The following is a 22,979-nucleotide window of genomic DNA, read 5'->3' as shown; positions in this document are numbered from 1 at the left end:
CACCATACACTGTCGGGATCTTTTGGATTGAATTGTCTTTTCAGAAGATTGTGAAGTTTTCGATCATTCCCTTTAGATATGGTCGTTTTTATCTTGTGTTTCAGATATTTCGGTTTGATATTGGCTTCTTTCATAATCGAATAGACATACTTCTGGCATCCTTGGATCCCTTTCTTGTGCAGGATCTCTGCGATCTTGGGCGAGCCATACAGCTGGTGCGAATCGTTGTAGATCTTGACGATTGCTTTTTTTGTTTTTTCCCGTCGGACTTTTGTCTTGGATGGTTTTGATCTTAAATACTTGTAGTAGCCGGAAGGGCTCTTCTCCAATATAGCCAGTATACCCGCTATCGATGCTTTGGGATGTTTCTCTTTGTATTCCTGGACCGATCGATAGAGGAGACGAGCCGTTACTTGCCGAGTATACTGATTGCTTTTTTTAATACATTGAGCGCGTCCTGGGTATCTCTGAGCTGCTTTTTAAGATGGGCGATCTCTTTGGCTTCATCGCTGGCATAGTTGCCGGATCCTCTTACGACGACTTGATCGTCATGCTCTTTATAGCTTTTTACCCATCCTCCAATTGTTGTGTCATGGACTCCGAACTGTTGCGCGATCTGGGTGTAGGCAAGGTCTGGATGATCGAGCACGTATTGGATCACCTGTTCCTTAAATTCTTTGTCATATTGCTTTGCCATTTTTCATTCCTCCTCATTCTGGAATTCAAATTGTTCTTCTTATGACATTCTACCACTTGCGTTTTCAGATGTTTATTGTGCACACATCCTATACTAAACCCATTGCACCGGATTTCCATCAATTCTAGCAGATCGCTTCGTTCTGTTTCGCTTGTGGATCTTAATAGAAATTCATCCAGGATGACAAAATCGTATTTTCCCAGTTTCTTCAGGTATTCATTATATTTCCCTTGGATCCGCATTTCTTCGAATTTGGAGAACAGTTCTGGCAGGCGAATGTACAATACCGTTTTTCGATCTCTGCATGCGTGAACACCCAATGCGTTTGACAGCCAGGTCTTTCCGCATCCGGAGGCGCCGACAAAGATCACGTTCAATCCTTTTTCGAGATATTTGTTCGTTGCCAGTTCTTCCATTTGAGATCGATCCAATTTTCTTTCCGGATCATAGTTGATGGATTCCATGCTGGCCGAAGAATCATAAAAATGAGCGTTTTCTATATTTATTTCTTTTACTACTTTATATAACAGGATATTATGTACATAATGTTATTATGTAGGCCGCACCCAATATAAGAAATAAAGTTTTAAAGTTATCGGAATTAGCTTGTTTATTAATTTTATCATACTCATATAGCTTTTCCTTTGTTGATAAATCTGGATCATTTTCAATTAATTTCTTTTTTATTTCTAAAGTATCTTGGGTATTTTTGATATTAGATTGAAAAGCATCAGTAATCATAGTAAGAGCTACGGAGTTAAAAGTACTAGGTTCACTATAGATTGTTGCAGTTACACCTGAATCATTTATTGTGTTCATATATACCTCCTTTGTTTCTGCGAGTTTTACTTTTACGGCATCATCTTAACAAACATTCTGATCTATGACAATATAAAAATAATGAAATATTAAATATATAAAAATATGAAAATTAAAGGAGAATTTATATTATGAATGATATATTAAACGAAAAAGCCAAAATATGGACAACGAGGTTAAAACTCTTAATGAAGAAAAAGGGATATACTCAGGAATCATTTTTAAAAGAATATAAAGAAAAATATGGGAATTGCACACAAGCTAATGTAAGTCGTTGGTTACGAGTGCGAAAGCCAGATAAGGAAGGTATAAATAACGATATTGGATTTCCAAAATATGAAACTATGGTGAAGATTGCGGATATGTTTGGCGTTTCCGTTGGTTATTTAACAGGAGAAACAAATTTCGAAACGTTTCAATTAGAACAAGCTTGCCAGCTTCTAGGAATAGATGAAAAAACAGCGAAAGAGATAAAAAGTATTTCCTCTGGTGAAATAGGAATATTCTCAAAATATAAAAAATCTGAATTGGCAAAAACATTAAAATTTTTAATAACTTCAAATTGCTTTCATGAGTTTATTTTATCGTTACAAGAACAAGCGGAAAATATTTTTCTAAAGGAGCATCGGACTTTAGAATTAGACAGATTGAAAAGTAGTATAGATAAAGAAACTTTCGAGCAGGCTTTAAAATATACTATTGGTACAGATGATCAATATGGCTCAATAGACGATTTTAAAGAAAATGGTATAGAACCTATAGAAAATCTAGTACAAGTGATGAAACTAGTCAATAAAGCAATTGACCATGATTTTGGAGATCAAGATTTTTATGATTTTAAAGTAAAAGTAACTGAATATGAGTTACAAAAAATATATTTTCGATTGATTGACGAAGTTCTTTTGGAAGAACACTTGCTAGAAATGGTTTGTAAATCTTATAAAAGCGATATGAAGAAATAATTTAGAGAAAGAGGAAATATTAAAATGCTTAAATTAAATGAAATAAGCAAGAGAATTACTGGGCTTTCTGTAGAGGAAATTAATTCTCTTCCAATAGAAGAGAAAATGAATCAAAAAGAAGGTAAAAATGATAGAAGAGATCCTTTTTTAGCATTGAATCGTATTACGACTATACAGGAAGTTGATCAAAGATTGTCGCAATTAATTGGAAATTCATATGCAAAGAAATAAGGAATAAAACTTCAACTTTATTGATTCGTGATTTAAATGTTTTGATTTATTCTAAGTCTTGAGAGATTTCTACTGTTTCTAGAACCTTGAAAAGAGAGGAATGTTTGAATATAATAATAAAATTATACTAAAATCAACTTGAAAAGAGGAATCAATTATGGCAGCATCGAGTTTTGATGAAAGATTTGTTTTGAAGAATTTTGAAGATACCAAACGAATTCAAAAAATTATGAACACTCTTGCTGAACGAATTCCAAATCCTTATCCTGTACGCACGAATAGCGACTTCAAGAGATCGATGGAAAGGATTTAAAAGTGCTGGAAAACAAAGTAGAAATAGAGTTAGCCCTCTTATTGTTGTTGAGAGGCGAGCATTCTACGGAAGAATTATCGGATACATTCTCATCGTTTGCGTGTAGAGATGAAATCATCAAATTTTTTTTTGATGAAATGATGATTGAGTCTGAAAAAGCTAACAAATTGAGGACGCTTAACTTTTCAGATCAAAATGAAGCAAAATTGATTCTATCTGAAATAGTGTCAAAAGATGAAAGAGTAAAAGATATGAAATCCTTATTTGGAGCGTTTCCTAATATTTATGGAGAAGAGGCTCTGCAAGAAAGACTTATGAAATTATGAAGGTCTTAGATGACACGAATATAATACTAGATGCGATTTTGGAAAGAGAATTAGACTGTTCTTATATTTATCAGCGATCAAAAAAGTGGTGGTAAAAGATGGCGGTAAAAAAAGTGTTGGTAAAAAGTGTTGGTAAAAGAATCATGAACATTCACGCACAAAAATGAAAGAATGAACAAAAGGGAATGAAGGAAAAGATCATTCCAACGCGTCCATGGTCCAAACGACTGAAAAACAAACCACATAGATCGAACTAGATAAACAATCATCACCAACTGAATTAAAACTGAACGTACTATCAAAATATATTGGTAAAATGTATTATATTGTTTCATACATTTGATTCATTTTAGAATCAAAAAAGCCACCTAAAAGGTTAGATTTGAAGAAAAAAACGAATTAAAAATCCAAATAGGATCCATAAATCGTTTTAGAAAAATAAACCAAGACGATGCCATATTTGGCATCTTTTTTTACGCTAATTTATAAAAAAATATGATCCAAATTTCTTCTTAAATCGCTCCATATTCGCAAAAAATTCAATAAAAAATCGAGAAGATATGTCCGAATAAGTCATTTTACAGGAAAGAATGGTAATTGTTACATCATTACTATGTTTAGAGTAGAACTTTTATTGAAAACGCATACAATGAAAATGAACAAAGAACTCGATTCGTAGATCGTGTGTTTTGAATAAGAAGTTTGATGAGAAAGGGAAGAGAATCAATCAAATGGATACGTTCGCGAAACACCGGTCTAGCTGTTTCGCCTTTTTAAATACTTATCGAAACAGATGACGAAGAAGTCGTTCGATGTGGATTTTTGCTTTACCTCTCAGTTGAATAAGCATCACCCTCGGAACGACAGCGTCTTTCCGAGTTTTTTTTATGAAAGGAAATTTTATGAATCACCCATCCTATTCATGTCTTGCCAGCAAGATCAAGACCTCGATCATTTGGATCGTGGTGATTTTGCTTCAAACCTACACCCTCTTTTCGCCCCTACAAACATACGCAGAAGAGAACTCCCTTCATCCTTTAGATGGCCATATCAACACGATCTCTTGGGAAGTCGAACGCCAATACGACACCAACTTTGAACCACTAGACTCCCAACAACCCATTGAAATCAAACCCGAAAACACATACCGACTCACGATCGACTATGAACTGCCCGCCCAAACACTCAACACAAACAAAACCCAATGCCTATATACGCTTCCAAGCCAATTCCGGATAAACACCCAAAGAACAGGACCCATCAAATCTGGAAATACAGAAGTAGGAACGTATACGATCGATACTAACGGAAACATCACCCTTACTTATAATGACAATCTTATAACAGAAAACCAAACCAAAACTATTTACGGCTCTTTGAACTTCGAATTGAACGGAAGCGAAATCCAGCTCAGACAAGAAACAGAAACCGTCCCATTCACCGATACGATCAAACACCAACTGACCAAACCAAACACAAACCCAGACCCAGACCCAGAAACAGGAACACTCTACGTTCAAAAAGAAGGAGAAAAAATAAACGAAACGACCGCGCAATACACGATCCGCATCCAAGCCTACGAAAACACACAACCGATCACGATCGTAGACACACTCAAAGAAGGAAAAGCCAGCTACGACCAAACCTCCTTTACAATCAAAAAAGACAATGAAACCATCCAAGCCACGCCTACCTTCGAAAACAACACCTTTCAACTACAATTGCCCGCCCTTGAAACTAACCAAACATACACGATTACCTACAATGTTTTAAGCGACCCACTAAAAAACAACGAAACCAACCAAATCCAAAACTTAGTAGAAACCCAAAACGGAAATCAAACCATAAACGTCTATGGACCCGTCATCACCTTTACCCGCAACATCCTCGAAAAAACAGGAAAAAGAAACAACGACGGAACGATCACCTGGACCATCCAGCTCAACCAAGACAAAGAAAACTTGAAAGGATACACCCTCAAAGACCAATTCAACCAAGAAGAAAAAATAATACAAGCCAAAATCGAACCTGCCCTCGATGGACAAGACACGATCACGCTCCCACACACATTCGAACAAAACAACACCAACACCTACACAATCACCTATACGACCGATCCCGAAGTGCTCATCAACAACCAACAAACCCTAAACAAAGCCATCCTAGAAAAAGGAGAAGAAACGATCGAACAAGAAACAAGCGTCTACATCGAAGAAGCCCACACCTACAAACCCCTCAAAAAACAAGGAAACAAAATCACACTGACCAAAGACAACAACTATGAAACAGAATGGACTTTGACAATCAACCTTGACCAAGGATCGCTCGCAAAAAACTGGACCATCACCGACCAACTCGAAGGAGGAAGCAACACCCACTACACCAACCAACAAAAAGAAGCCCTCATCAAAGAAATACAAACCAAATTCAACACGACCAACAACCAACCAACCACAAACGGCTTTACAAGCGAACAACTCACCTTCGAATGGACCGACATCGACGAAAGAGGACAAACCAAAAGTTTTAAAATCACAGGAAAACAACCCCTCCCCAAAGGAACGAAAATCGACATCCAATACACCAACATAACCCAAGTAGAAAACGAAGCGACCCTCTCCAACAAAGCCAAAATCACCGACCGCCACCAAGAACAAAAGAGCGACCCCCGCTTTTTTGGACAACCGCTCATACCCACACTCGAACTCCCCGTATTATCCACCTATTCGCAAGAAGCGATGGACCAATACCCATGCCTATACGCGAGCGATGAAGACCATCTTGTGATTTGCGCCCACAATGCCGACAGCCATTTTGGACGCATTCAACAACTAGGATTTGGCGATCCGATCACGATTCAAACCACAACCTCCTCCTACCAATACAAAATCGAGAAAGTCGAAATCCTAGAGCCTAGTGAAGTCGACCGAATGGTCGACTCCGAATATGGGCTGACCTTATTTACCTGCACGCCTTATGGAGTCCATCGAGTCGCCGTACGAGCTAGACTCGTTTCCTAAAACACCTCAAAAGAGAAGTCTGCACGAACCACTCCCGCAAGACTTCTCTTTTCTTTTGTCAAAAAGTAACTCGTATTATAAAATGAAGATAGAAAAGGGGATCGCGTTATGGCTCGTATTGCTGCAGAATTTTTACAAATCATCAAAGATTTTTCGTTGTTCGACGACGTCTATATGAATTGTTTTTTTAAAGATTTTCCTGAAGGGATCCAGTTTATTTTGAGAAAGATCCTCGACCGATCCGATCTTGTTGTCAAAAGCGTTCATATTCAAGATGTGATGGTGAGCATGACTTCCAAAACATCTCGGCTCGATGTTTTCGCGGAAGATGGAGAAGGAAATCAATACGATGTGGAATTCCAGTTTCTTCCTAACGAGAATATCCCAAAAAGAGGACGATACTATTTAGGAAACATCGATCAAAACATGATCCGAAGAGGCGAAGAGTATGATACGCTGCATGAAGCGTATGTGATCTTTATTTGCGCAGGCGATCCGATCAAAAAACATAAGCCGATGTATCACTATACGATGAAAGACGAAGATGGAAACGAGCTGAATGATGGACAGCATCTACTCATTCTCAATGCCGATTATGAAGGAGATTGGAGATTGAAAGACCTCATGAACGATATCAAAGCATCCGATCCGGAAACGATGAAGTATGAAGTGCTGAAAGAAAGAGCGGAATATCTAAAAGAAGAGGAGGAAGGAAATATGCAGTTGAACATGAATCTTCAGAACTTGATGATGAAAGCAGAGAATAAAGGAATAGAAAAAGGAAGAGAAGAAGAAAAAACAAACATGATCTTTCATATGCTGAAAGAAAAATTCGATGTCAAAACGATCATGCGCGCATTGAATGTATCTGAAGAAACCATAAACAAAATCAAAGCGACGATGAAATAAGAAAAAAAGAGAAGTCCGATCTTGACCGATTTAGAAAGGCTTCTCTTTATTGTATGAACAATAAAGTATGTAATACAGAAATAAAGTGTAGGAGGAAAACAAGGTGCAGGTGAATGCAAAACTTCAGAACTTGATGATGAAAGCAGAGAATAAAGGAATAGAAAAAGGAATAGAAAAAGGAAGAGAAGAAGGAAGAGAAGAAGAAAAAATAAACATGATCTTTCATATGCTGAAAGAAAAATTCGATGCCAAAACGATCATGCGCGCATTGAATGTATCTGAAGAAACCATAAACAAAATCAAAGCGACAATGCAATGAAAATTGAAAAACCAATCCCTTTTTGACATTTATGTAGTGAAATGAAAGACTTTTCAATCCTTTTCTTTATCTTTTTCTTTTAAGCATGGTACTATTTAAAAAAGGAGTAATACTATGTTAGAAGTAGGAACCAAAGCCCCAGACTTTACATTACAAGACCAAGACGGAAAGGACGTATCCCTTTCCGATTTCAAAGGGAAAAAAGTCATCTTATATTTTTATCCCAAAGACAACACGAGCGGATGCACCAAGCAAGCATGCGCCTTCAAAGAACTCTATCCAGACTTCATGGAAAAAGACGCCATCGTTTTAGGTGTCTCGAAAGACTCGGTCGCGTCTCATAAAAAATTCCAAGAAAAATATCAGCTGCCTTTCGAACTCTTATCCGATCCCGAGCATAAAGTCATCGAGCAATACGACGTATGGAAAGAAAAGAGCATGTATGGCAAAAAATATATCGGAATCGTGCGAAGCACGTATTTGATCGATGAAGAAGGGAATATCGAAAAAGCGCTCGAAAAAGTAAAACCCCAACAAAATCCAGAACAAATGCTCAAACTTGTGGAGGATCTCTAATGCCAAAAATCATCACTATCTCTAGAGAATTTGGAAGCGGAGGAAGAGAAATCGGAAAACGATTGTCCGAAGAGCTGGATTTCGCCTATTACGACCAAGAAATCATCAAAGAAATCTGCAAACAAACAGGCATGAATGAAAACTTCGTCAACGAAGTCTCCGAACGAGCTATCACGCTTGTCGCCAATCAATTCGGCCATACATTCTACAATCAGCAACAAATCGACATCCTTGTCTCGCAACAAAAGATCATTCAAGAACTCGCCAAAAAAGGCGACTGCGTCATCGTAGGCCATGGATGCGCCGAAATCTTGGCCGACCAACACCCATTCTCGATCTTTGTCTACGCGAGCATGGAAGCCAAAGTCAAACGATGCCGCCTCAAAGGACCGGAAGAAGAAAAACTCACCGATAAGGAACTCGTCCGTAAGATCAAAGACGTCGACAAAAACCGCAAAAAGATCCATGAAATGATCGCGCCCACCAAATGGGGAGAAAAAGAAAATTACGACCTTTGTCTCAACACGACCCATATCGAAATCAAAGAAGTCATTCCTGGCCTCGCCAAATATATCCAAGAATGCCTCTAAACACAAAAGAAAGGACATCCGAGATCAAACACTCGAATGTCCTTTTCCTTTACGCGGTAAATGAATTGTATTCTCCTACATACCGAGAAGAACCAAATCCAAGAACGATCGTAAAAATGAATGGGAAAAAATATAAACCAAGCGCGAACCAGATCCCATGTCCAAAACATCCGCTGACACGAAACGCCAAGTTGCATGCAATCAAAAGCTGCACGAAATTGATGATCCACGAAGCGTAATACATGAACCCGACAGAATCTCCAAACGAAGCGTACGTGAACCAAGCCCCCACGATCGCCAAACCAATCCAAACCCAAAAATACATCGTCTGCCAAGCAAATTTGAAGACAATATACATATTATAGATCGGAATGATCGCCTTCCATCCAGCTTCGCCCGCCTTCTCGAACATCTTCCAAGCGCCGATCACGACGAGCAAATACCAAACGATACCTAATATCCAATACATTGAATTGACCATGATAATGACCTCCTTAATATAATTCAATAGTAGGGTGCCAAAATAAGGAAGTCTATCTAGATGCTTCCAAGAAAAGAAGCGTTCGTACCATATCGAAAAACGATCGAACTGTGGTATAGTTAAGGAGAATAACGACCTAAATAAGGGATGGAGGTTATACTTATGATTAAAAGAATTGGTATCTTGACATCCGGAGGCGATTCCCCAGGCATGAACGCCGCCATTCGCGCTGTCACACGCGTCGGCCTCAACGCTGGACTTGAAGTCTTTGGTATTTATAATGGATACAAAGGCATGGTCGAAGGCTATATCGAACCATTGACAAGCGAAGATGTCAGCGAGATCGTCAATCGAGGCGGAACGATTTTAGGATCGGCCAGACTTCCTGAATTTAAAGATATCGAAGTCCGCCAAAAAGCGATCCGCCAGCTGCAAAAGCGCGGCATTGAAGCGGTAGTCGTCATCGGAGGAGATGGCTCCTATCGAGGCGCTCTTTCGCTTACCGAAATGGGCATCAACTGCATCGGCCTTCCAGGCACGATCGATAACGACATTACCTGCACCGATTTTACGATCGGCTTTCAAACCGCGTTAGAGACGATCGTCGATGCGATCGATAAGCTCAGGGACACATCGAATTCGCACCACCGCTGCTCGATCGTCGAAGTAATGGGAAACCGATGCGGAGACCTCGCCTTATGGGCAGGCATCGCTTGCGGCGCTGAAATCGTCGTCACCAGCGAAACCGGATTTGACGAAAACGAAATTTTGGACCGTCTTAGAGACTTAGATTTGATTCGCAAGAAAAAACATGCCATTATCGTCATGAGCGAGAAGATCACCGACGTACATCAATTCGCCAAGAAGATCTCCTTGAACACCGGCTTCTCCGGAAGAGCGACCGTCCTCGGCCATATCCAACGAGGAGGCTCCCCATGTCCTTTCGACCGTATGCTCGCTTCTCAAATGGGTGAAAAAGCCGTCGATCTACTGATGCAAGGCATTGGCGGACAGTGTGTCGCGATCCGTGAAAATAAAATTGTGGCCTATCCGATCGAAGAAGCGCTCGTTATGCCAGCAATGTCAAGAAAACCATTGACAAATCTGTTTGAACGATTAGGATAAAATAGGCTTAAGTTTTTAGGAAGGTATATTTGAAGAAAGGATGTATATGGAAAAAAAGACAAAAATCGTTTGTACATTAGGGCCAGCGAGCGAAAACCATGATACGCTCGTACAGCTTGTCAAAGAAGGAATGAACATCGCGCGATTAAACTTCTCTCATGGAAACTATGAAGAACAAGGGAACCGGATCAAGCTCATCCGCCAAGTCTCGAAAGAACTGCAAACACCGATCGGCATTCTCTTAGATACAAAAGGACCAGAAATTCGTTTAGGCGATTTCAAAGATGGCGGCGTTGATTTTGTTGAAGGCGACACAGTCACGATCGTCCCGGAAGAAGTGGAAGGAACGAAAGAAAAATTCACCCTTCGCTGCCCAGAAGTGTTCAACGACGTAAAACCTGGCGACTATATTTTAATGGACGATGGAAAAATGCGTGTCAACATCACAGAAGTCGAAACAGGCAAGAAGATCGTCGGAACCGTGGCCAACCCACATTTTTTGAAGAGCCGCAAAGGATGCAATTTGCCAGGCATTATTTTAAGTATGCCATTCATCTCCGAAAAAGATGAAGCCGATATCCGCTTTGGCGCTCAAAACGATGTCGATTATATCGCCGCAAGCTTTGTTCGTCGCAGAGAAGATGTCCTCGCGATCCGCAAGATCTTGATCGATGAGAACCGCGACAACATCCAAATCATTCCGAAGATCGAAAACCAAGAAGGCTTCGACAACCTCCGCGATATTTTGGAAGTCAGCGACGGAGTCATGGTCGCTCGTGGAGATCTAGGTGTCAACGTGTCTCTTGAATATGTGCCGATCTATCAAAAACAAATGATCAAGATCGCCAACGAAATGGGAAAACCAGTCATCACAGCGACTCATATGCTAGAAAGCATGCAAGAAAATCCACGCCCTACGCGCGCAGAAGCAAGCGACGTCGCCAACGCCATCATGGATGGAACAGATGCCATCATGTGTTCAGGCGAAACAGCAGCCGGCCACTATCCAGTCGAAGCTGTACATACGATGACTAAGATCGCCTACGCGATCGAGCCGATGATCCCATATAAACAACGTTTGAAATCGGGAATCAAATCGAGCCGCCGCACGATGAACGACGCGATCGCGATCTCGGTAGCCGATACATCGCTAGCGATCGATGTCAAATGTATCGTGGCGTTCACGCAATCGGGAAATACAGCCCGACGTTTGGCGAAATTCCGTCCAGAAGCGCCAATCATCGCTGTATGTTTTGACCGCGCTACACAACGCGCGATCTTGCCAGTCTTTGGAGTCGTTCCATACTTTTCTTCAACGCAAAACACGCAAGAAAACGATGTCAACTTAGCGCGTACGATCGCACAAGTTCATGGCTTCAACAAAGGCGACTATATTATCGTCGTAGCCGGCTATCCAGTAGGATCTGGCAACACGAACATGATGAAAATCGTACAAATCTAATTTGTCTAGACCAAACCTCCGCTTGGAGGTTTTATTTTTGCTTTTTAATGATACAATGAAGAAAAAGCGAGGAAGAAACTATGCAAACGAATATTAGTGTCGATTTAGGCGGAACCAACGTCCGCTGCGCGCTCGTCGACGAAAACGGAACGATTCTCTCCATAGTAAAAGGATCCTCAAATCCAGAAAAAGGAGCGCAAGCGATCGTCGACAAGATCGAAAGCTTGATCAAGCAACTAGACAATTATGAACAAGCCAACGCGATCGGAATCGTCGTCCCAGGCTTGATCGATCAAGAAAAAGGCATCATTACCGCCGCCAACAACTTACCAAAACTTATCGATTATCCATTAAAAAAACAACTCGAACAAGATCTAGGCAAACCCGTCATCCTAGCCAACGACGTGAAAGCGGCCGCCTATGGAGAAGCGATCTCTGGCGCAGGAAAAGAACACGCGATCGTCTACTACATCTCTATCTCGACTGGAATTGGAGGAGCCGCCGTCATTGACCAAAAATTATTGAGCGGATTCCACGGCTTTGCCGGAGAAGTTGGCAATGTGATCGTCGACCCGCATTATGAAGCGATCGGCATCATGAATGCAGGAGCCGCCGAAGCCTTGGGAAGCGGGACAGCCATCATAAGAATTGGAAAAGAAAAGCTTGGCCAACAAATCGAGCATGCCGGAAACGTATTCGATCTAGCCAAGCAAAACCAAAAAGAAGCCCAAGAAATCGTTGAGCAAATGACAGACCATCTCTCGACCTTATTGTCGACCATCGCCCTTGTGATCGATCCAAGCATCATCATCCTAGGAGGAGGTGTCATGAAAGGAAAAGACGTCTTCCTAGAAGCGTTGGATCAAAAGTTCCACGCCAAGATCTTCGATGCGATGCGCGATATCCGCATAGAAGAAGCACAGCTCGAAGAACCAGGCATTGTTGGAGCCGCCATGCTCGCCCAACAAAGCGTGAGCCACTAAAAAGACCAAGACCAAAATTGGTCTTTTTTTAAGCCAAATTGGTCTAAAAATCAAATGAGTTGCCTTCCGTAAAAAACGTGTTTCAATGAAGATACCATTAAAAAACCACAATTATCCTACGCTTTTCCAAAAAATAAAATATACAACGAAAAAATGGCACAAATATGGAAAAGGTGTTGACAAGAAAGCGTTTACACAGTATAACAGTGGTATAGACCAAGAACGAACTTGGCAGAAAGGAATTATCTTACTATGAATGGTTTTTTGAATTGGATGGAAGAACACTTCATGCCAGTCGCCGCTCGCATCGGTAACCAAAAACACTTAGTGGCGATCCGTGATGCGTTCATCTCGATCATGCCAATTACGATGGTGGGTAGTATCGCCGTCTTATTGAACGTATTCTTCCGTGACCTTCCAAACTCCTGGTTTGGAGACGGGAACTCTTTTGTACAAGCGATGACACCACTGATCAATGTGAACGGAAACGTTTACTTTGGATCGATCGTGATCTTGTCTCTTGCTTTCTCTTTCGCGCTAGGGTATCAAATCGCTAAAACATATAATGTGAACCCGATTGCCGGAGGCGTTATCGCTTTCTCGGCTGTTGTGACTTGCATGAACCAAAGCGCCGCTTTTGATTTCACGCTCGCAAACGTGAGCGCGTCCGATCTTTCCGCTCTTCAAGCTTTAGGCGTTGACGCGGTAGCGAATGGAGACGCTGTCAATATCGCCGTATCTGGATGGGGATATATGGGAAGCGCCTATACGGGAGCTGGTGGATTGTTCACCGCTTTGATCGTAGGTCTTCTATCCAGCATGATCTATGTAAAACTCATGCTCGCCAATATCACGATCAAAATGCCTGAAAACGTGCCTCCAGCAGTTGGTAACGCGTTTGCGGCTATCATTCCAGGATGTATCGCGATTTATGTGTTTGGTATCGTGACTCAATGCTGCGTGGCATTTGCCGGCATGTATCCAAACGAGTTGATCCAAAAATTCGTCCAAGCGCCTTTGATGGGACTTTCACAAAATATGTTCAGCGCGATCTTAGTATCGTTCTTGGTTCAATTGCTGTGGTTCTTTGGTCTGCATGGATCCAACGTCATGGCGCCATTTATCGAAGGTGTCTACACGCCAGCGCTTCTTGAAAACTTAGCTTACTTTGAAGAACATCGTACAACTGGCGGAATGCCATATATCTGGACTCGTGGTTCGTTGGACGCTTACGCTCAAATGGGTGGTTCTGGTGTGACTCTTGGTCTATTGATCGCCATCTTGATCTTCTCGAAACGGAAAGATATACGTGAAGTTGGTAAATTGGCCGCTCCAATGGGTGTCTTCAACATCAACGAACCAATCATCTTCGGTCTGCCAATCGTATTGAATCCAATCTACTTGATTCCTTGGTTGATCGTACCTCCAGTATGTACATTGGTCGCTTACTTGTTCACTGCCAGCGGAATGATCCCTCCAGTTTATGTACAAGTGCCTTGGGTAATGCCAGTTGGTATCTATGCCTTCTTAGCAACAGGCGGAAGCTTCATGGCCGCTCTAGTCGCTTTATTGAACTTGGCGATCTCCTTTGGAATTTGGACACCGTTTGTCCTTCTAGCCAACCGCATGCAGGAAGTTGAGTAATAAGACATGCATCAGTAAAGGAAGGGAATTCCCTTTCTTTTTTTAGAAAGGATAAGTATGAACAAATGGGGCTCATGGGAGCTGTTCATCATATCGATCGGACTGCTCTTTATCGTATCTTCGCCAATGTATGACAAACCAATCATCATTGTGATCGAAGGACTCTGCATCATCTTGATCGGAATCATTTTGTTCCGAAATAAAAACAGTAAAAAAAAGAATCAAAACACCACAAAAACAAGGAGAAATAAAAAATGAGAAGATTAGGAATTTCGATTTATCCCGAACACGCCAGTTTGGAAGAAAACAAAAAATACATCGAACAAGCAGCCAAGTATGGATTCAAACGCATCTTTACTTGCTTGTTGTCGGTCGATAAACCAAAAGAAGAGATCAAAGAAGAATTCAAAGAGCTCATCGACTTCGCCCACCAAAACGGAATGGAAGTCATCATGGATGTCGCTCCTTATGTCTTCGAACGTCTAGGCATCAGTTATGACGATCTTTCGTTCTTTTCAGAAATCGATGCCGATGGTATCCGGCTCGACGAAGGATTCGATGGCCACAAAGAAGCGCTCATGACCTATAATCCAAATCACTTAAAGATCGAATTCAACGCTTCTGTCGACAATAAAGCCATCGACAACATCATGAGCTATAAACCAAATACCGACTATGTCCTCACATGTCATAACTTTTATCCACAACGCTATTCGGGATTAAGCTACAAGACATTTGAAAAAACATCCAAACAGATCCGCAAGCACAACTTGCCGATCGCCGCTTTTGTCTCTAGCCAGCAGCCAAACACCTTTGGTCCATGGAACGTCTATGAAGGTTTGTGCACTTTGGAAATGCACCGCGACCTGCCGATCGATCTGCAAGCCCGTCACTTATTCGCGACAGGCCTAGTCGACGACGTATTGATCGCCAACTGTTTCGCTTCGGAAGAAGAAATGACCGAACTGGCCAAGATCGAGCCGGGCAAGCTGACATTCAAGGTCGATCTAGAAGGCGAACTTGCGCCAGCGGAAGAAAAGATCCTTTATGAGCATCTGCATTTTGTGCGTGGGGATATGAACGAATACGCGGCGCGTTCTACGATGCCACGCATCACATTCAAAGATGCTTCGATCCCTCCTCGAAACACGCGCGATCTTAAACGAGGAGATATCGTCATCGTAAATGACAATTATGACAGATATAAAGGAGAGCTTCACGTTATCTTGAAAGATATGCCAAATGATGGTAAAAAGAATGTTGTCGGCCACTTACCAGAACAAGAAATGATCTTGCTCGAATACTTGGATCCGTGGAAAACATTTGGATTCATGAAATAGTAAGTAAAAAAGAAAGGGTGGAACAAGATGGCTAAACCAGTCTACCAGCAAGTGAAAACGGAACTTCTGGATTTAATTTCCCAACAAGAAAGCAATACCGCTATTCCATCCGAACGCGCACTTTCTCAAAAATTCAACGTATCGAGAATGACGCTTCGAAAAGCGATCAATGAACTTGTCGATGAAGGTGTCTTATATCGGGATACCACGCGCGGCACCTTTGTTTCGGAAAAAGGATTGATCAAAAAGAACTCGCTCCGCCCAAGTCACTATTCAAGGCACTTGTTGTATATGACGCGAAGAGTTTTTAAAGATATCGCGCCTATTTTAGAAATTCCGGTTTATGAAGATCTTCTGCGGATCGTGTCCAAACACAATAAAGATGAGCGCGTGGCTTATATCGATGAGATCTATGTATCCAAACGACGCTATATGGACGATTACCAAGATATCGACCATGTGTTTGAAGCGATCGAATCTAAAGATGAATTTCATATCCATCAAACGTTTTACCCCATCCTAGTTCCAGTACAATTCGCCAATTTAATGGAAATCGCTCTGGATCGTCCGATCATCATGGTCGAATCGCTCTACCGCACAAAAAAAGGAGAACCGATCTTTTTGACAAAAACGTTTTATAATCCCGAAGTCGAAACGATCGAGATTTCCAATTGAAGTCAACTATGTTATGATTAACACATTCGAATAAAGGGAGGAACTAGAATGATAGAAGTCAATCTCGAAATGGAAGTGAGCGCCAAAGAACTCTTTGATGTGATCGTGCCTTCTGTTATTTATGATATCAAGCAGGCGACCGGAAAATCCGTCAATGTTTCCGCGTTACATGATAATTATACGTATAAGAAAAAATTAAAATCGAAGATGGGGAAAGACGCGAGCGTACGTGTCACGATCACGCGATTCACGTATCCTACGATCTATGAAGCGGAATTCGATTCTGGCGCCGGAAAAAACAGGATGCGCTATGAAGTCGAAGAGCTCGATAACGGAAATATCGGCTTGTCGTATATGGAAGATTTTGAAGGGCAAGGAAAAATGGCAGCCATGAATGGATGGCTTGTCGGCTTGGTCTACAATCATAAAGCGAAAAAAGATATTAAAAAACGTCTTCGCGCCATGGAACGTTCCATCATCGAAAACCGTGAATCCGATTCAGAAAACCAAGAAGAAGCCGAAAACTAAACGGCTTCTTTTTTAAGCATCAACCCAAAGATTTCCCAAAATTTGAGTACAATATAGAGTAAAGAAGGTGAAACGATGAGCAGAACTTTCAGCCGTATGCTGCACCAGACATTTTTGGTCCTTTCGCCATTCGGAAGCTCGCTATTATTCTGTTTGCTCCAAAATGAATCCACATTGATGAGTCATGGACTTTCTTTGCCCTTCCAAGGCGGATCGGCGCCACTTGTTTATGGTTTTTTTGGAGTCTGCTTGATCTTTTGGTCTAGGGTCTATGACATACAACCTAATAAGCGGATGGGATGGGGCATTGTGATCGCTATGACTCTCTTATTTTTGGCTTGCGCCGCCAATCCGAGCGTGCTCCCGAATATTCTACCGGCGTTTTTGATCTGGATCGGCGCGATGAGCATGACGATCATTCTCGATTAAAAAGTGAACCGATCTTTTAGGATACGTACAAAAAAGGGTTCGCTTGAGCAGGATCTTGGAAAGGAATTGAAATTAAGTTCCTTTCTTTTTTTTGTGCTCATTCATTTTACCATACCGAATTGAGGAAGATGAAGTTTATGAGTCGAAAGCGAAACAAACGGATTGAATTTTGTCAAAGTCTTTCTTCAATCGATGCATGGAGATCTGTGAAAACAGATTTCTTTTCGAATAATAAGGAAAGCGAGGATCGGTCGATCCTCGTTTTAATATATTTATTTATAAAATAGATCGCTATGAGATCCGGTACGGGTGAGAGTCAGTACGAGAAGTTCATTTTCGATACGATAGATTAATAACCAGTCTGGTTGGATATGACATTCTCGATAATGTATCCAGTCACCAGATAAATCATGATCTCGATATTTTTCGGGCAATGTTTCGCCGTTTGCAAGGAAGTCTACGACCTTTTCTAGCAGTTCGATTTTCTGACCACGTTTGATGGCACGTTTGAAATCTTTCTTGAATGCGGTCGTGTATTTAATAGTAAGTTTGGTTTTTCTCATTTTTTCAGTTCGGCAAACAGTTCATCGAGATCATTATATCCTTTGATGGAGGGGTCGTTTGCGATCCTTTCTGCTTCCATTAACGCAGCAATCGTTTCCTTATTAGGTTGTTCGAGTTTTATTTCAAACGGAATTCCTCCTTCGCGAAGCGATTGACGAACAAAAATGTTGAATGCAGTAGATAAATTCATACCAAGCTCAGCAAACAAAGCCTCAGCTTGTACTTTCAGCTTTGTATCCATACGGATACTGATATTTGTAGTATTTGCAGGCATATGATCAATCTCCTTATCTTTCAATCACACTATATATGATTTGCACGAAAAAATCATTGTTTTGCACGAAAAAATTCAAATAATCCAAAATAGAAGTAGATTACAACCAAAAATCAGCGTTATTTTTTTTCGCTGATTTTTGCTTTAATCATAAATGTTGAATTTTTTTAAGAAAAAGCTGTTCTGCAGCACCAATCGCAGATGCTACATGTTTTATTTTCGCGGTTTTAAGATAATCGGCTTTTTGATCGAAACGATCATACGGCTTTGTTTTCTCTTTCAGCTTTTCCAGATCATGATCGATATATTCGCTTAACGGTCCGCCGATTAAAATTTCCGTATCAAAAGCCATGCGCAAGTTGGAACATAAGAGAGCCAATGAATTCAGATACGTATTCCATGCCTCGGCTTCTTCGGTATTTTCTAAAAACGCTTTATCCATAAAGGAGGCCAGCGGCACATTCTGATCATTCATCAACGCAGTAAGCGAAAAATACGCATCGACACACATACGAGACCGGGAGCGATTGGCTGTGCGATTTGCGGGAAATAGAAAGAAATCTAATTCATCTTTACAAGCGCAATGAGAGGATCATTGCGCTTTTTTGTGTGAAAATAAAAATTATATTGAAAAAACAAAATTCGTTTCCATATAATAGCACTATGAAAAAAGAACAATTTGATCGAAAATCAACAGATCGAATTTTCGGACGTTTTCTGCAGGTTCATAGAAAAGAAGAAGGATGGAGCATGGAAAATGTCGGATCTCATCTGCATATGTCGTATTCGACCGTTCGTCGCATAGAAAACGGGGAACTGCTTCCTGATCACGAACAAAGAAATCAGATCGCACAGCTGTTCGGATATGAAAAATTTCTCAACCAGTTCGACTGGGATCAATGGAAAGAAGAACTTATGGAACTACGACATTTGCATGTGCATGATCCTGCGGCGATGCTAGAAAGACTGGATGCTTTTTTAACACGCAATGAACTTCATGCTTCTTATTTCTTTGCGGTATTCGAACTGCTCAAGCTCTATCGTCTTGTTTACGAAACACCAGTTCAAAAAATGATGTGGGATAAAGAAAAACGAAAGAAGATCTTCCATGAGATCGAACGGATCGAAACACTGCAGGATCTGTTTTCCGATATCCATCAAAGCTTGTACGAGGAACTGATCGGGGTGGCAAACTATGAAAGCCGGCACTTTGAGATCGCCTGTTATCATTTGGAAAAAGCGATACGCTATGATGAAACATCCTATATCGCATGCTCTCGCCTGATCGACCTGTATATGATCACGGGATATGATGGCATTGCCCGACAGTTGATCGATCGTGCAAAAGAACTTGTTTTCAAGGAAGCATCGGCTACACAGTTTTTGCAGATCGCTTTTCTTGAAACGATCCTGCAGGCAAGAAACGGCGGATACGAACAAGCGCGAAATCAGTTTTTGCGCATACAAAAAGAAGCCGGACGTATAGGTTGTGATTTTCTGAGATCTGCTTGTCTTGAAGAGCTTGCCTGCGCGGCCAGCCTTGCGCAAGATCCGCTCAATACGATCGTTTACGCAAAACGCGCCATTGAACAAAATGGAAATCATATCGATCTTTCCATGTACTATCATCTTTTGCTTGCCTATTTTCGGATTGGGAATCTTTCTGCCTTGAAGGAATGGTGCAAAAAAGCGCCGACAAAACAGTGGTCGTCTTTGCGCTGGTTTGTCCAAGGCATCAAAGCATGGAGCTGTAATGATTACGAAATAGCTCGGGAAAGCTTCCATGTTTTGTATTCGGAAGCCATGCTGAACAAAGAAATGGACTGGGTGGATTTTTTTCTTTCGATCCGGATCGAATTGGAAGAATGTTTCGGTAAAACCGAAAACGCTCTTTTGCTTATAAAAGAACAAATGATTCTTCAGCAGAGAAAGCAAAAAACAAAAAGAGCATGGGATTGACGGAAAAATATTGAAAATTTCGATTGTCGCATCTATTTTGAATTTCCGATACAGTGAAAGCACAACAGAACTCGGAAAGGAACAAAGAGATGAAAACACTATACAAAAACAATCGAAAACTTTTCGCTCTCGTATTCAGCCTGATCCTTGTTTTTTCGATCCTTGAGCTTGGAAAAGCGTATTTAATGGGAGAGCTGCTCGGCCTGAACATGGAAACGAAAAAACTTGTTGGCTTGATCGTGCTGACAATCGTTTTCCTGCTCGTTTATACGCTGATAGATTCCGGAAAGCAGCTTGCGGTCAAGCGGCTCGAAAACAAGATACGTTACGATTTGCAGCAGCGTTGCGTTCGCACTATTCTTCAGGAAGATCCGGCCTCTTTTTTTCGCAAGGATTCTAGTACGCTGATCAACGATCTGACAAATAAGATTAATGAAATCGTCGAGAAGTATATCCATTCCCAGATTCAGATGACAGCGCTTATTGTTTCTTTTGCTGCCGGAAGCATTTATATCGCAGCTCTGTGCTGGCCTATCTTGATCTTTTTGTATATTCTTGCCGGAATGGGTCTGCTTGGAAATCGCTTTTTCTTTGTTCCTTTGCAAAAACGGGAAAAAGCACTACTTGTTCAAAAAGAAAAATGGATCCAGACGATCAAGAATTTTTACGATAACTTCATGTTTATCAAAAATGAACATTATGAAAAGACGTACTTTGATTTGCTGCGATCAGGAAGCGAAAATCTTCATGAAACATACAATAAAGCAGATAGCCTTCTCATGGCCAGCGATGCGATTAATAATGGATTCGGCCAGTATATGTTTTTAGGAACGATCGGGATCGGCGCGCTCTTTGTTCATTTTCAAATGCTGACCATACCGCTTGTACTTGCCATCATGCAGGTCACCAATATGGTGGTCAATCCGCTCTTTCAGTTTGCCACATTCAGGAACCGTATCGAATCAAGCCGGTTCCTGATCGAAGACATGGAACAAATGATGAAAGAAATCAATGCTCATATCCAACATGAAACAACAAGCATTTCTCAATTGGATACAATTTCTTTCGAACACCTTGATTTCGCGTATTCGCCAGACCATTTGGTCTTGAAAGATATTGATCTGACATTTCGGCGAGGATGCAAATATCTGATTGTCGGAGAGAGCGGACAGGGGAAATCAACGTTATTGAAGCTCATGCTTAAGCAGATTCCATGCGCCAATGTTGTGGCCGACGGCATTCCGCTTTCCTCAATCACATATTCCTCATATTTTTCTCACATTGCCTACGTATCCCAGTCGTTTGCACTGTTTCCGGTATCCCTTAAGGAAAATATTGTCCTTGGTCGCCATATTAATGTAGAGGATGTGCTCGATCATGTCGGACTGCATGATCTCATTTCCAGAAAAGAAGAAGTGTTTGAAAACGATAGGACAGCATTAAGCGGAGGACAGATGCAGCGTATCATGCTGGCAAGAGCACTTGCTTCGGACAAGAACTGGCTCGTACTAGACGAAGCGTTTTCTGCCGTCGATGAAGCGACACGTAAGCGTCTGGAACGATCGATGCTAGAAGAAAAAGAGAAAACGATCATTACGATATCACATAAGACCGATGCGATCACGGCAGCCATGTACGATACAATCCTGCTGGTAGAAAACAGAACGGTCCGTCCGATTTCATTAGAAGAATACATTTCGCAACACGTGTAAAGATCCCTTGAGAAAGAAAGATCCCACCTCTTTAGCAGGAGGGATCTTTCAAAGTTGCCTGATCGTTCAGTATTGATTGAAATATTTGTCCGATCTCATTAGCGATTTTTCGATCGTGTAAGTATTGATCTGTATTAAGCATTGTCTTTTCTTTCGAAACATAGATCCCGAGAATTGTTTCGTCTTTGAGGACCACTTTGATGCCAACATACATATAGGGGTAGGAAAAAATGCCGGCAGGAAGGCCTGATCCTGGAAGCAATGCAGTAAATGGAGCCTGCTTTCCTCGATACCTGGCATTTTCATTTAAGATGGCAAATCGTTTAATGTCTTCATAACGATAAACGCCAATCGAACCATCTAAGATCTCGAAAGTTTTATTCACTGGATCGAAAATCACGCTGTCAAACAGTATTTTTTCTGATAATTTATATTTCATGATCATAAAGTATTTAATTTAGATATTCGATATTATATGGCTCACTTACTTCTACGGTTACGATAAAGGAATCTTCATCGTTTAAGAGTATGGAGTACCGCTATCGCTTGGTCTATAGGTTAAAGTATAATCGATTTTATCACTGTAATAACCATATATATTTCTTGTTAATGTAACAACATATGTAGCATAAGAGCCATAATTTGCTTTACTTTTTTGGCTTGGAATAAAATTTGCACTTAAACTTGGCTGAGAAGCTGTATATCCTATGTTCGAAAAACTTAAATTAGAAATCTGAGAAATCGAATTTCCAGTATAAGTTAGTACAGTGCTAGAGTTAAAATGATAATTATAAGTATATGCACTATAAATATTTAAAGTTCCATTAACAGTTTTAGTGATTAATTTTCTAGATGAAGCAAATGCTGTAGTAGTTAATAATAAAATCATAAAACATGCGGATGCAATCAATAAAAATGCTTTTTTTAATTTAATTGTCATTATTTTTCCTCTTTCTCTTAGACGTTTTCATTTCTGCCCTTTATTATCGCCATAAGGTAAGCTTGTTTTCCAGCAATCATCAACCTTATGGTGTTCAGGGC

At 40.9% G+C, this 22,979-nt stretch carries 29 protein-coding genes; 19 read left to right on the top strand and 10 right to left on the bottom strand.

What is annotated here, in order from left to right; genetic code table 11:
* From BO225_RS05915 to BO225_RS05900, 4 genes are all read right to left on the bottom strand, one after another.
* On the bottom strand, positions 1-329 hold a 329-nt coding region (locus BO225_RS05915), incomplete at its 3' end, for an IS3 family transposase (RefSeq protein WP_143356701.1).
* 80 nt (positions 330-409) lie between these two features.
* A complete protein-coding gene (locus BO225_RS05910; RefSeq protein WP_076340276.1) occupies positions 410-697 on the bottom strand; it encodes a transposase in 288 nt (95 codons plus the stop codon).
* Positions 658-1,197 carry an ATP-binding protein gene (locus tag BO225_RS05905; RefSeq protein ID WP_473213611.1) on the bottom strand — a complete coding sequence of 180 codons (540 nt, stop codon included), beginning with the start codon at positions 1,195-1,197 and terminating at the stop codon, positions 658-660. The genes BO225_RS05910 and BO225_RS05905 overlap by 40 nt, the downstream gene beginning before the upstream one ends.
* 34 nt (positions 1,198-1,231) lie before the next feature.
* Positions 1,232-1,516 (bottom strand): hypothetical protein, encoded by a 285-nt coding sequence (locus BO225_RS05900; RefSeq protein ID WP_076341332.1) that lies wholly within the window; start codon positions 1,514-1,516, stop codon positions 1,232-1,234.
* 131 nt (positions 1,517-1,647) lie between these two features.
* Between BO225_RS05900 and BO225_RS05895 the strand changes: the two genes are divergently transcribed.
* The 8 genes from BO225_RS05895 (at position 1,648) to BO225_RS05860 (ending at position 8,762) form a co-directional block, all read left to right on the top strand.
* Positions 1,648-2,478 carry a helix-turn-helix domain-containing protein gene (locus BO225_RS05895; protein ID WP_076341331.1) on the top strand — a complete coding sequence of 277 codons (831 nt, stop codon included), beginning with the start codon at positions 1,648-1,650 and terminating at the stop codon, positions 2,476-2,478.
* Between the two features lie 24 nt (positions 2,479-2,502).
* Positions 2,503-2,709: a hypothetical protein gene (locus tag BO225_RS05890; protein ID WP_076341330.1), complete on the top strand. Its 207-nt coding sequence runs from the start codon at positions 2,503-2,505 to the stop codon at positions 2,707-2,709.
* Between the two features lie 315 nt (positions 2,710-3,024).
* Positions 3,025-3,348, top strand: a complete 324-nt coding sequence (locus tag BO225_RS05885; RefSeq protein WP_076341329.1) for a hypothetical protein — start codon at positions 3,025-3,027, stop codon at positions 3,346-3,348.
* A 902-nt stretch (positions 3,349-4,250) separates the two neighbouring features.
* Complete coding sequence (locus BO225_RS05880) at positions 4,251-6,368, top strand: sortase (protein ID WP_076341328.1); 2,118 nt, start codon at positions 4,251-4,253, stop codon at positions 6,366-6,368.
* Positions 6,369-6,476: 108 nt separating this feature from the next.
* Positions 6,477-7,277 (top strand): Rpn family recombination-promoting nuclease/putative transposase, encoded by an 801-nt coding sequence (locus BO225_RS05875; RefSeq protein ID WP_076341327.1) that lies wholly within the window; start codon positions 6,477-6,479, stop codon positions 7,275-7,277.
* 103 nt (positions 7,278-7,380) lie between these two features.
* The gene (locus BO225_RS05870; protein WP_076341326.1) at positions 7,381-7,596 is read left to right on the top strand and encodes a hypothetical protein; all 216 of its coding nucleotides are present in this window, start codon (positions 7,381-7,383) and stop codon (positions 7,594-7,596) included.
* 114 nt (positions 7,597-7,710) lie between these two features.
* Positions 7,711-8,172 carry a thioredoxin-dependent thiol peroxidase gene (bcp, locus tag BO225_RS05865; protein ID WP_076341325.1) on the top strand — a complete coding sequence of 154 codons (462 nt, stop codon included), beginning with the start codon at positions 7,711-7,713 and terminating at the stop codon, positions 8,170-8,172.
* Positions 8,172-8,762 (top strand): cytidylate kinase-like family protein, encoded by a 591-nt coding sequence (locus BO225_RS05860; protein WP_076341324.1) that lies wholly within the window; start codon positions 8,172-8,174, stop codon positions 8,760-8,762. The genes bcp and BO225_RS05860 overlap by 1 nt, the downstream gene beginning before the upstream one ends.
* A 49-nt stretch (positions 8,763-8,811) precedes the next feature.
* Here the strand turns inward: BO225_RS05860 and BO225_RS05855 are convergent, their stop codons facing one another.
* The gene (locus BO225_RS05855; RefSeq protein WP_076341323.1) at positions 8,812-9,243 is read right to left on the bottom strand and encodes a DUF5684 domain-containing protein; all 432 of its coding nucleotides are present in this window, start codon (positions 9,241-9,243) and stop codon (positions 8,812-8,814) included.
* 162 nt (positions 9,244-9,405) lie between these two features.
* Between BO225_RS05855 and pfkA the strand changes: the two genes are divergently transcribed.
* From pfkA to BO225_RS05810, 9 genes are all read left to right on the top strand, one after another.
* Entirely contained in the window at positions 9,406-10,368 is a 963-nt protein-coding gene (gene pfkA / locus BO225_RS05850) for a 6-phosphofructokinase (RefSeq protein WP_076341322.1), read from the top strand.
* 40 nt (positions 10,369-10,408) lie between these two features.
* Entirely contained in the window at positions 10,409-11,830 is a 1,422-nt protein-coding gene (pyk, locus tag BO225_RS05845) for a pyruvate kinase (RefSeq protein WP_076341321.1), read from the top strand.
* A gap of 80 nt (positions 11,831-11,910) precedes the next feature.
* Positions 11,911-12,813 (top strand): ROK family protein, encoded by a 903-nt coding sequence (locus tag BO225_RS05840; RefSeq protein WP_076341320.1) that lies wholly within the window; start codon positions 11,911-11,913, stop codon positions 12,811-12,813.
* Between the two features lie 252 nt (positions 12,814-13,065).
* Complete coding sequence (locus tag BO225_RS05835) at positions 13,066-14,457, top strand: PTS sugar transporter subunit IIC (protein ID WP_076341319.1); 1,392 nt, start codon at positions 13,066-13,068, stop codon at positions 14,455-14,457.
* Positions 14,458-14,514: 57 nt separating this feature from the next.
* On the top strand, positions 14,515-14,715 hold the full coding sequence (locus BO225_RS05830) for a hypothetical protein (RefSeq protein WP_076341318.1): 201 nt from the start codon (positions 14,515-14,517) through the stop codon (positions 14,713-14,715).
* Entirely contained in the window at positions 14,712-15,797 is a 1,086-nt protein-coding gene (locus BO225_RS05825) for a DUF871 domain-containing protein (protein WP_076341317.1), read from the top strand. The genes BO225_RS05830 and BO225_RS05825 overlap by 4 nt, the downstream gene beginning before the upstream one ends.
* 27 nt (positions 15,798-15,824) lie before the next feature.
* A complete protein-coding gene (locus BO225_RS05820; RefSeq protein WP_076341316.1) occupies positions 15,825-16,472 on the top strand; it encodes a GntR family transcriptional regulator in 648 nt (215 codons plus the stop codon).
* Between the two features lie 48 nt (positions 16,473-16,520).
* The gene (locus BO225_RS05815; protein ID WP_076341315.1) at positions 16,521-17,000 is read left to right on the top strand and encodes a DUF3284 domain-containing protein; all 480 of its coding nucleotides are present in this window, start codon (positions 16,521-16,523) and stop codon (positions 16,998-17,000) included.
* A 75-nt stretch (positions 17,001-17,075) separates the two neighbouring features.
* Positions 17,076-17,429 carry a hypothetical protein gene (locus BO225_RS05810; RefSeq protein ID WP_076341314.1) on the top strand — a complete coding sequence of 118 codons (354 nt, stop codon included), beginning with the start codon at positions 17,076-17,078 and terminating at the stop codon, positions 17,427-17,429.
* A 272-nt stretch (positions 17,430-17,701) separates the two neighbouring features.
* Here the strand turns inward: BO225_RS05810 and BO225_RS05805 are convergent, their stop codons facing one another.
* The 3 genes from BO225_RS05805 to BO225_RS05795 form a co-directional block, all read right to left on the bottom strand.
* Positions 17,702-17,992 (bottom strand): type II toxin-antitoxin system YafQ family toxin, encoded by a 291-nt coding sequence (locus BO225_RS05805; RefSeq protein ID WP_076341313.1) that lies wholly within the window; start codon positions 17,990-17,992, stop codon positions 17,702-17,704.
* Positions 17,989-18,267 carry a type II toxin-antitoxin system RelB/DinJ family antitoxin gene (locus tag BO225_RS05800; RefSeq protein WP_076341312.1) on the bottom strand — a complete coding sequence of 93 codons (279 nt, stop codon included), beginning with the start codon at positions 18,265-18,267 and terminating at the stop codon, positions 17,989-17,991. The genes BO225_RS05805 and BO225_RS05800 overlap by 4 nt, the downstream gene beginning before the upstream one ends.
* 148 nt (positions 18,268-18,415) lie before the next feature.
* Positions 18,416-18,742, bottom strand: coding sequence for a hypothetical protein (locus BO225_RS05795; protein WP_158023795.1), 327 nt, complete (start codon positions 18,740-18,742; stop codon positions 18,416-18,418).
* Between the two features lie 188 nt (positions 18,743-18,930).
* Between BO225_RS05795 and BO225_RS05790 the strand changes: the two genes are divergently transcribed.
* Positions 18,931-20,226 (top strand): helix-turn-helix domain-containing protein, encoded by a 1,296-nt coding sequence (locus BO225_RS05790; RefSeq protein WP_076341310.1) that lies wholly within the window; start codon positions 18,931-18,933, stop codon positions 20,224-20,226.
* Between the two features lie 89 nt (positions 20,227-20,315).
* Positions 20,316-21,938 (top strand): ATP-binding cassette domain-containing protein, encoded by a 1,623-nt coding sequence (locus BO225_RS05785; RefSeq protein WP_076341309.1) that lies wholly within the window; start codon positions 20,316-20,318, stop codon positions 21,936-21,938.
* Between the two features lie 31 nt (positions 21,939-21,969).
* On the opposite strand, the gene BO225_RS05780 is transcribed toward BO225_RS05785, so the two are convergent.
* Both BO225_RS05780 and BO225_RS12110 read right to left on the bottom strand, forming a co-directional pair.
* Complete coding sequence (locus BO225_RS05780; RefSeq protein ID WP_076341338.1) at positions 21,970-22,377, bottom strand: hypothetical protein; 408 nt, start codon at positions 22,375-22,377, stop codon at positions 21,970-21,972.
* A gap of 81 nt (positions 22,378-22,458) precedes the next feature.
* Complete coding sequence (locus tag BO225_RS12110) at positions 22,459-22,878, bottom strand: hypothetical protein (RefSeq protein WP_143356776.1); 420 nt, start codon at positions 22,876-22,878, stop codon at positions 22,459-22,461.
* Positions 22,879-22,979: the final 101 nt, after the last annotated feature.

Source organism: Dubosiella newyorkensis (assembly GCF_001945605.1).
Lineage (GTDB): Bacteria > Bacillota_I > Bacilli_A > Erysipelotrichales > Erysipelotrichaceae > Dubosiella > Dubosiella newyorkensis.
This window is presented reverse-complemented; position numbering and strand designations above follow the sequence as displayed.

Coding starts and splice junctions, on each gene's coding strand:
- BO225_RS05875 (WP_076341327.1), top strand. CDS start 6,477: ATGGCTCGTATTGCTGCAGAATTTTTACAAATCATCAAAGATTTTTCG.
- BO225_RS05890 (WP_076341330.1), top strand. CDS start 2,503: ATGCTTAAATTAAATGAAATAAGCAAGAGAATTACTGGGCTTTCTGTA.
- BO225_RS05815 (WP_076341315.1), top strand. CDS start 16,521: ATGATAGAAGTCAATCTCGAAATGGAAGTGAGCGCCAAAGAACTCTTT.
- BO225_RS05790 (WP_076341310.1), top strand. CDS start 18,931: ATGAAAAAAGAACAATTTGATCGAAAATCAACAGATCGAATTTTCGGA.
- BO225_RS05860 (WP_076341324.1), top strand. CDS start 8,172: ATGCCAAAAATCATCACTATCTCTAGAGAATTTGGAAGCGGAGGAAGA.
- BO225_RS05805 (WP_076341313.1), bottom strand. CDS start 17,992: ATGAGAAAAACCAAACTTACTATTAAATACACGACCGCATTCAAGAAA.
- BO225_RS05830 (WP_076341318.1), top strand. CDS start 14,515: ATGAACAAATGGGGCTCATGGGAGCTGTTCATCATATCGATCGGACTG.
- BO225_RS05910 (WP_076340276.1), bottom strand. CDS start 697: ATGGCAAAGCAATATGACAAAGAATTTAAGGAACAGGTGATCCAATAC.
- BO225_RS05880 (WP_076341328.1), top strand. CDS start 4,251: ATGAATCACCCATCCTATTCATGTCTTGCCAGCAAGATCAAGACCTCG.
- BO225_RS05795 (WP_158023795.1), bottom strand. CDS start 18,742: ATGAATGATCAGAATGTGCCGCTGGCCTCCTTTATGGATAAAGCGTTT.
- pfkA (WP_076341322.1), top strand. CDS start 9,406: ATGATTAAAAGAATTGGTATCTTGACATCCGGAGGCGATTCCCCAGGC.
- bcp (WP_076341325.1), top strand. CDS start 7,711: ATGTTAGAAGTAGGAACCAAAGCCCCAGACTTTACATTACAAGACCAA.
- BO225_RS05810 (WP_076341314.1), top strand. CDS start 17,076: ATGAGCAGAACTTTCAGCCGTATGCTGCACCAGACATTTTTGGTCCTT.
- BO225_RS05825 (WP_076341317.1), top strand. CDS start 14,712: ATGAGAAGATTAGGAATTTCGATTTATCCCGAACACGCCAGTTTGGAA.
- BO225_RS05900 (WP_076341332.1), bottom strand. CDS start 1,516: ATGAACACAATAAATGATTCAGGTGTAACTGCAACAATCTATAGTGAA.
- BO225_RS05895 (WP_076341331.1), top strand. CDS start 1,648: ATGAATGATATATTAAACGAAAAAGCCAAAATATGGACAACGAGGTTA.
- BO225_RS05820 (WP_076341316.1), top strand. CDS start 15,825: ATGGCTAAACCAGTCTACCAGCAAGTGAAAACGGAACTTCTGGATTTA.
- BO225_RS05800 (WP_076341312.1), bottom strand. CDS start 18,267: ATGCCTGCAAATACTACAAATATCAGTATCCGTATGGATACAAAGCTG.
- BO225_RS05780 (WP_076341338.1), bottom strand. CDS start 22,377: ATGAAATATAAATTATCAGAAAAAATACTGTTTGACAGCGTGATTTTC.
- pyk (WP_076341321.1), top strand. CDS start 10,409: ATGTATATGGAAAAAAAGACAAAAATCGTTTGTACATTAGGGCCAGCG.
- BO225_RS05840 (WP_076341320.1), top strand. CDS start 11,911: ATGCAAACGAATATTAGTGTCGATTTAGGCGGAACCAACGTCCGCTGC.
- BO225_RS05785 (WP_076341309.1), top strand. CDS start 20,316: ATGAAAACACTATACAAAAACAATCGAAAACTTTTCGCTCTCGTATTC.
- BO225_RS05835 (WP_076341319.1), top strand. CDS start 13,066: ATGAATGGTTTTTTGAATTGGATGGAAGAACACTTCATGCCAGTCGCC.
- BO225_RS05855 (WP_076341323.1), bottom strand. CDS start 9,243: ATGGTCAATTCAATGTATTGGATATTAGGTATCGTTTGGTATTTGCTC.
- BO225_RS12110 (WP_143356776.1), bottom strand. CDS start 22,878: ATGACAATTAAATTAAAAAAAGCATTTTTATTGATTGCATCCGCATGT.